This window comes from Pseudomonas sp. MD195_PC81_125 (genome assembly GCF_014060985.1).
In the GTDB taxonomy this organism is placed as follows: Bacteria; Pseudomonadota; Gammaproteobacteria; order Pseudomonadales; family Pseudomonadaceae; genus Aquipseudomonas; species Aquipseudomonas parakoreensis.
This window is the reverse complement of record NZ_JABULD010000726.1, coordinates 1-7,362: the sequence shown is the minus strand read 5'-3', so window position 1 is coordinate 7,362 and position 7,362 is coordinate 1. Positions and strand designations below refer to the sequence as shown.

Here is a 7,362-nt window from a genome sequence, read left to right as displayed (position 1 = left end):
GGAGATTCTTGTTTTTGTTTGCCAAACTTAAATATCTTCAATACTTCGCAGGCAGTGTATTGAATTATTGTTTTTATAGTTCAGTCCTTGAGGATTAAGGACGCTAAAGCAACATCAGTTGATGGACTACATAAAGGCCGAATTGGCAACAAAGTGGCCAGGCCCTACCTCCAGATAGCTTACGTCAGGCGCCTGATAGTTAATGTCGTAAATCCTGCTCGGCACAACTTCTTCCATTAGGCTGAACGGTTTCCTGGGGGCGTCCAAATCAGCAGAAGGTACGGCGCTCAATAACTTTTGAGTGTAGGCATGATGCGGATTTTCAAATACCGAGCGACGCGGGCCAATTTCGACAATACGGCCGTGGTACATCACCCCCACCCGATGACTGACCCGCTCAACCACCGCAAGGTCATGGGAGATGAACAGAAATGAAATTCCCATATCACGCTGCAAATCCTGCAGAAGATTGATCACTTGTGCCTGAATGGACACGTCCAGGGCCGATACCGCTTCATCGGCAATGATCAGTTTGGGGGATAGCGTCAGCGCGCGTGCGATGCAAATACGCTGCCTCTGTCCTCCGGAAAACTCGTGCGGATAACGTTTCGCATGTTCAGCAGACAGCCCAACTCGCTCCAACAGGTTTCGAACTTGCTTGCGCGCCTCGGCGCCACGGGCAATGTTATGCACATATAGCGGCTCTAAAAGACTGTCCTCGATCGTCAGGCGCGGGTTGAGGGATGCATAAGGGTCTTGAAAGACCATTTGAATGTCGCGACGCAGCGTCTTCAAACCGCTCTTGTTCAACGAGGCAAGGTTTTTACCGCCGAAGACGATATCCCCTCCCTGTATGGGCATCAGGCCGGCGATCGCGCGGGCGCTGGTTGATTTGCCACACCCGGACTCACCCACCAGTGCTAGTGTTTCACCTGAGTAGATGTCGAAGTCGATAGCTTCGACGGCATGAACCCGGCGTCTGACTTTTCCGAGGAGACCACCCTTGAGGTCATATCGAATGGATAACGACTTTACGCTTAGGATGGGTGGATGTTCGTAATCAGGGGCGACGTTATGGGCTGGTTCCGATCTCGCTGACGTTTCAGCAGTTTTATCATCGATCAGCGGAAACTTTGCGGGCAAACAAGTGCCGTGCATTGAGCCAATTTTAGGAACCGCGGCCAGCAGTGCGCGGGTATAGGGTTGCGGGGGTGACTGCAGAATAGCCTTGGCGGGACCCTGCTCGACGGTCTCGCCTTTTTTCATCACCATCACCTGGTCTGCGACCTCAGCCACCACGCCCATATCGTGCGTGATAAAGATAACACCCATTGCCAGGCTGCTTTGCAGCTCCTTGATGATGCGCAGAATCTGCGCCTGGACCGTTACGTCCAGCGCGGTTGTGGGCTCATCGGCGATCAGCAATGTAGGCTCACAGACCAGCGACATGGCAATCATGATGCGCTGACGCATCCCGCCGGAGAGTTCGTGGGGAAATCTGTTCATGATCTGCTTCGCATCAGGAATGCGTACCAAATCGAGCATACGTAACGCCTGGGCTTCCGCTTCTGCACGACTGCAGTGCTTATGCAGAATAATGGCCTCAGTGAGTTGAGCGCTGATCTTGAAGACAGGATTCAGTGAGGTCATGGGTTCCTGGAAGATCATCGACATCGACGACCCTCTGAGATGACGCATCACGGACTCGGGAGCTGAGACCAGGTCGATCATTTTGTTGTCCCTGGTTTGCAGCTCCATCGAACCTGAAAGCACCCTCCCACCGGCTCGCTTGATCAGGCCCACCATTGCCATTGAAGTCACGGATTTTCCGGAGCCGGACTCGCCTACGATCGCTAGCGTCTGACCGCGCATAACCTCAAAGGAAACGTCACGTACGACAGTCGATTCGCGGCCTATCGCGCCGAACCCCACGCTCAGGTTTTTAACGCGAGCTACCAAATTCTGGTTCATGGAAGGCTCCTTTAATCGACGATTTTCGAGATGGCGGCGTCGAGGTCGGCACGGGATTGGGCGACCTTCTGCCGGTGTTGGGCAACCCACTCGCAATCTTGCTGAAGCTCTTTTCGTGCAATCGACAACAACCTCTTGATTTCGCCCGGGCCTACTCCACCCGCAGAGATTCGGGTTTCAACAAACCGGCGCGGATTCAACGAGTCGCGGACCTGCGCATCAGAGTAGTGGAGCGCTGAACCAATAGTCTCCATGGCGGCTTGATCCAGTGCGGCACCCGTCACCATTCCGGGCGATACACCGGCGAGCAAGCTGTTACGAACCAAGCGCGCCACCACGTGGTGAACCTGACGGAACGAGATACCTTGATCTCGAACGATAACGTCGGCGAGATTGCTCGCCGTACACCAACTCCCCGACAAGAGATCCGCCATCCGGTCCTCATGCACGATCAGCGTTTCGATGATGCCAGTGAACAGGTCGAGCATTCCCTCTGTAGTTGCAAGGGCATCGTGTATAAGCGGCAAGTCGCGCATTGCCTGATCGCCGGTCCCTTCGGATCTAAAGGTTGCCAGCGCAGTGCTGAGCCAGGTAACAGACCCTCCGGCTGCCTTCTTGATCGTTTCCAAACCACTGGGATTTTTCTTCTGCGGGAAAATACTGCTGGTGCCGCAGTAACCGTCGTGGCTCTCTACTGTCCCGAATTCGACACTCGACCAGATGTGCAGATCGGTAGCGAGATCGTTCAAATCAGCCATAACGAATGATAAAGCGCCGATCGTCTCCGCCGCGTACCACGCTTCCCGGCCCAGTTTGGAGTTTTCAACAAGGCTATCGAAACCCAACAAATGCGTTGTACGCTCCCGATCCAAAGGCCAAGACGTACCGGCCAGCCCCACGGCACCGAGAGGGTTTCGATTGACTCTGCTATAGGCCTGCATCAGGCGGCTAAAACTATCGTGCAGTCTTGAAGTAAAACTCAGCAGGTAGTGGCCAAAGACCCAAGGCTGGGCGTGCTGCATATGTGTATAGCCCGGCATAATGGTGCTCGAGTACTGAGCTGCCTTCTGAATCAGCGCCACCTGAAACTCATTGATTCGATCCAGCACGGCAAGAATGCGCTTTCGGTCGTACAGACGACGCACCGTCGCACCTTGGTCGATACGACTGCGGCCTGTATGCATTTGCCCTGCGGAATCTTCACCAATTTTGGAGAACAGGTACGATTCAACCTGGAGTAGAAAGCTGCCTTTCTTCACATCAAACGGGAAGTCTGATGGAGACATTTCCCGTATCCGTCGAAGCTCCGCCAGGATGGCTTGCCCTACGGATTCAGACAAAATTTTCTGCTCTACGAGCATTACAGTATGAGCCAGGTCAACTTCAACGAATTCATTAAATTGCCGCTTTTCGGTTTCAAGAGCAGGAATGTCATGGTATTTGACCATGCGCTCGGCAGGAGGGGCGCTCAAGCGAGCATCAGTTAACAGGGCTTCGTTAGCATGTACATTCGACATTTAAATCACCGGTCAATAAGTTCTACATTCTTAAAATCGATGGTCCCTTCATAATCAATATCAAGACCATTCAAACCTTTGCGCACGCCGACAACTTGTTCTTGGTCAAAAAGAGGCAGATTGTCTGCATCCTGTTCCCAAAGAATCTGTTGTATCTGGCCGTAATAGGACATGCGCTTTTTCTCATCCAGCTCACGAGAGGCAAGTTGGAGATACTTGTCTACATCGGGATTGCTATACCCTGTTAGATTCTGTGGATCACCCGTAGATAACTTCCGGCGCAGGCGAATGTCCGCATCAGAAATACCTGTTCCGAGCAACCACATGTTTGCATCATTTGTCCCTTTACCCGTTCCTTTTCCTGGATCCGGGCGATACAAGTTCTTTTGATACGTTGCCCACTCCCATACTTTGAATTCGGTCTTGAGCCCTACCGCATTGAGATAGCCTTGAACAACCTCGGCGACTTGTCGGTCCTTGGTATAGCGTCCCGCCGGGGTCCACATAACAATTGTTCCTGGATAGCCTCCGGGATAAACTTCATTAATGATTTTTTTTCGCAGCCTCAGGATCGTACTTGACCGGAGCAAACGCTTGTCGAGCTTGTGTGCCTTCGGGAAATGGACCTGTAGGCACTTTTCCATATCCAAGCAGAACTTTGTTTACCAACGCCTGGCGATCAATTGCCATACTGACTGCACGGCGGATACGCGCGTCATCGAATGGCGGCTTTGTCAGGTTCATTTCAAAGAAGATCTGGAATGTACTGGGCACGCGGATCAACTTAGATTTATTGAGTTCCGTTAACTCAATCGCGGCTTCTGGCGACAAATTTGCAGCGACGTCCGCATTGTTTGTCCGCAGCTCAATTACTCGAGAAGCGTCCTCTCTTACTGGCCGAAATACAATTTTTGAAGGCTTTCCTGCTTCTCCATAAAAAGAAGCATTCTTTTCAATCACGGCCTGATCATTGGGTATCCAACTATCAAAAATGTAGGGTCCAGTACCGACGGGATGATGTCCATAGGCTCGTCCGTATTTAGCAACGGCTGCCGGGCTACTCATTGACGAGGATTCTTTTGCCAGCAGTTCCAGCATAGTGGGGGAAGCATTTTTGGTCGTGATCTGTACCTGATACGGCGACACAGCCTCCACAGCCAAAATATCCGCATAATAAGAACGATGTGGAGATCCCAGTTTTGGGTTGCGAATTCTATCTAGGTTGAATTTCACTGCCTCAGCATTGAAATCCGTACCATCATGGAATTTGACTCCCTGCTTCAATACAAATGTCCATTGCTTGCCATCTTCCGTTCTGGACCATGATTCTGCCAAATCAGGCACAAAATTAGAGCGGTCGTTTCCATCCCAATCTATGAGCCTGTTGAACAAGTGATCAATGACATTATAAGAAGGTACGCTGCGCGAAATGGCAGGGTCCAAAGTGTCTATATCAGCGCCCTGAACGAGGGTTATTTGCCCAGGCTCTTTGGCGTGGGCAACAGTCGGCAAACTGGCCGACAGCCCTATGATGCCTAGAACAGAAAAACTGCGTATGAGTACTGCCAGGAAATTTAAGCGTCCCATCACATCGTCTCGCTCTATTATTTTTGTGGAACTCATCGGCGATTACCCGCCCTGATTTCAATTAAGCGTTTCGCGATTTCGGATCGATATAATCCCGTAGCGCATCGCCAACAATGTTAAAGCTCAATATGGTCAAGACCAGGGCGCATCCAGGCGCGAGCAAGACATACGGATGTGTGGTCAGCAACGGCCGCGACTCGGCGATCATCGAACCCCACTCCGGCGTTGGCGGCGGTGGGCCAAGTCCCAGAAAGCTAAGCCCAGAACCAATCAGGATGGCTTCAGCCAGCGATACGGTTGCCTGAATAATGACCAGCGAACCAATGTTGGGCAGGATATGCACCAGCAACAATCGCAGATCACCGACTCCGATGGATTTCGAGGCTAGAACAAACTCCCGATTTCTCAGCGCCATCACCGGTCCTGCAAAAAAACGGACGTAGATAGGAATGGTTGAGATGGCAATGGCGAGTGTCAGGCTTAAGATGCTGTTTCCCGCGACGGTAATAATCAAAATTGCTACCAAGGTCCTGGGGAACGCGATCATGGAATCCATAATCCGCATTACCAGACTGGCGACGGCACCGTTGTAATATCCGCAAGCTGCGCCTACCGAAACGCCAACCAGCATCGCAATAGCGACACTGGTAACCGCTACAGTGAGTGTGATGCGAGCGCCCCACAGGACTCTTCCTAACAAGTCCCGGCCCATTTGATCCGTTCCAAGCAAAGACTCGGTACCCGGACCAATAAGTGATTTGGACAAGTTGATCTTTGTCACCGAATCCCAGTCAAACAGGAAAGGGGCGCAAAACGCAGCTACGATCATTGCCAGGATGACAATAAATGCACCAAGCGCAAACCAACGCTTATTGGATATAAGGAAGCCAACAAAGCCCAGCCGACGTTTTTTCGGCAGATTCATATCAGCCTTAGTTGTAGGTGATGCGAGGATCGAGGATGCCATATACGAGGTCCACAATTAAATTGATGATCACTACCAAGGCTGCAAACACAAGGACTGTACCTTGAACTACATAAATGTCTCGAGCCATAATTGCATCAATCAGGAACCGCCCCATACCGGGCCAGGCAAATACGGTTTCGACAATAACAGCCCCTCCCAGCAGGCGGCCAAAATCCATCCCGAAGACTGTAACAAGTGGAATGGACGCATTAGAAAGTGCGTGTTTAAGAATAACTTTGTAGCTGGGTACACCTTTCGCGTAGGCGGTACGAATGTAATCTTCCTTCAGCACGTCCATCATTGTGGATCGAGCTAGCCTCGAAAAAGTTGCAACATACGGCAAGCCCAGAGTCACCGCCGGCAATATCAAATGCTGCCACCCGCCTCTTCCGGTGGGCGGTAGCCAGCCTAGGCTGGCTGAAAAGATCGACATTAATATAAGGCCGAGAAAAAAACCGGGGACTGAGATACCCAAAACTGCAAAGGTGGTGAGCGAACTATCAAGCAATCCCCTGGGCCTTAGTGCCGCGATAATACCCAGCGGGACACCAATGATGACTGCGAGCAGCATTCCGGCAGCGGTCAACTCAATAGTCGCTGGGAGCGTTCTTGAAATGCCTTCAAGTACCGGAGTAAATGTCTGGAACGATTCACCGAAATCGCCACTGACAATTTTTTTTACATAGATGATGTATTGAGTAGCGAGTGGTTGATCCAGCCCATAGTTTTGCCGGATTTGTGCAACATCTTCTGCAGTCGCATCAGGTCCCGCAGCCAGTTGAGCCGGATCACCCGGAATAAAATGCATCACCAGGAATACCACAATAGATACTCCCAATAACATCGGTAGCAGGAGTATTAACCTGCGCAAGGTATAGTTCAGCACGAGTTGTCCTCTTTTTATTTTGCGTCAGCACTACCCGGCATTATTGCGAAGCCATGCTGTTAGCTAAAACAACGCAAATAGATCATCGCTCTGTCACACTCCTATCGCAAACCGGTAAGATGTTGGACGCGCATAACAAAATGTTATACGTTTAACCGAAAGCCCCTCTCCTATACCGCTCGAGCGCTACGATGAAGTTAAATCCCCGCCAACTGGAAGCCTTTCGGGCAGTCATGCTCACCGGTAGCATGACCATCGCCGCCGAAGCGCTACAGATAACCCAACCCGCTGTCAGCAGGCTCATACGCGATCTCGAAGTCGTACTGTCGCTTCGATTGTTCCGCCGAGAAGGCAATCGCCTTATTCCAGGCGCGGAAGCTCAGCTCCTGTACTCTGAAGTCGACAAGTTTTATCAAGGTATCGAACGCATTGAG

7 protein-coding genes are annotated in these 7,362 nt (G+C 51.3%); 1 reads left to right on the top strand and 6 read right to left on the bottom strand.

Annotated elements, in window-relative coordinates:
* Window positions 1-126 precede the first annotated feature (126 nt).
* From HT737_RS28535 to HT737_RS28515, 6 genes are read right to left on the bottom strand one after another with little or no spacing between them, the layout of a single operon-like run.
* Window positions 127-1,971: a dipeptide ABC transporter ATP-binding protein gene (locus HT737_RS28535; protein WP_182404492.1), complete on the bottom strand. Its 1,845-nt coding sequence runs from the start codon at window positions 1,969-1,971 to the stop codon at window positions 127-129.
* A gap of 11 nt (window positions 1,972-1,982) precedes the next feature.
* Window positions 1,983-3,488 (bottom strand): argininosuccinate lyase, encoded by a 1,506-nt coding sequence (argH, locus tag HT737_RS28530; RefSeq protein WP_182404491.1) that lies wholly within the window; start codon window positions 3,486-3,488, stop codon window positions 1,983-1,985.
* Between the two features lie 5 nt (window positions 3,489-3,493).
* Window positions 3,494-3,994, bottom strand: coding sequence for a hypothetical protein (locus HT737_RS32110; RefSeq protein WP_306287301.1), 501 nt, complete (start codon window positions 3,992-3,994; stop codon window positions 3,494-3,496).
* Window positions 3,995-4,031: 37 nt separating this feature from the next.
* Complete coding sequence (locus tag HT737_RS32105) at window positions 4,032-5,111, bottom strand: ABC transporter substrate-binding protein (RefSeq protein WP_306287300.1); 1,080 nt, start codon at window positions 5,109-5,111, stop codon at window positions 4,032-4,034.
* Between the two features lie 25 nt (window positions 5,112-5,136).
* Entirely contained in the window at window positions 5,137-6,042 is a 906-nt protein-coding gene (locus HT737_RS28520; protein WP_306287299.1) for an ABC transporter permease, read from the bottom strand.
* Window positions 6,008-6,928 carry an ABC transporter permease gene (locus HT737_RS28515; RefSeq protein WP_182404490.1) on the bottom strand — a complete coding sequence of 307 codons (921 nt, stop codon included), beginning with the start codon at window positions 6,926-6,928 and terminating at the stop codon, window positions 6,008-6,010. Before HT737_RS28515 ends, HT737_RS28520 begins: the two co-directional genes overlap by 35 nt.
* Window positions 6,929-7,119: 191 nt before the next feature.
* Between HT737_RS28515 and HT737_RS28510 the strand changes: the two genes are divergently transcribed.
* On the top strand, window positions 7,120-7,362 hold a 243-nt coding region (locus tag HT737_RS28510; RefSeq protein ID WP_182404489.1), incomplete at its 3' end, for a LysR family transcriptional regulator.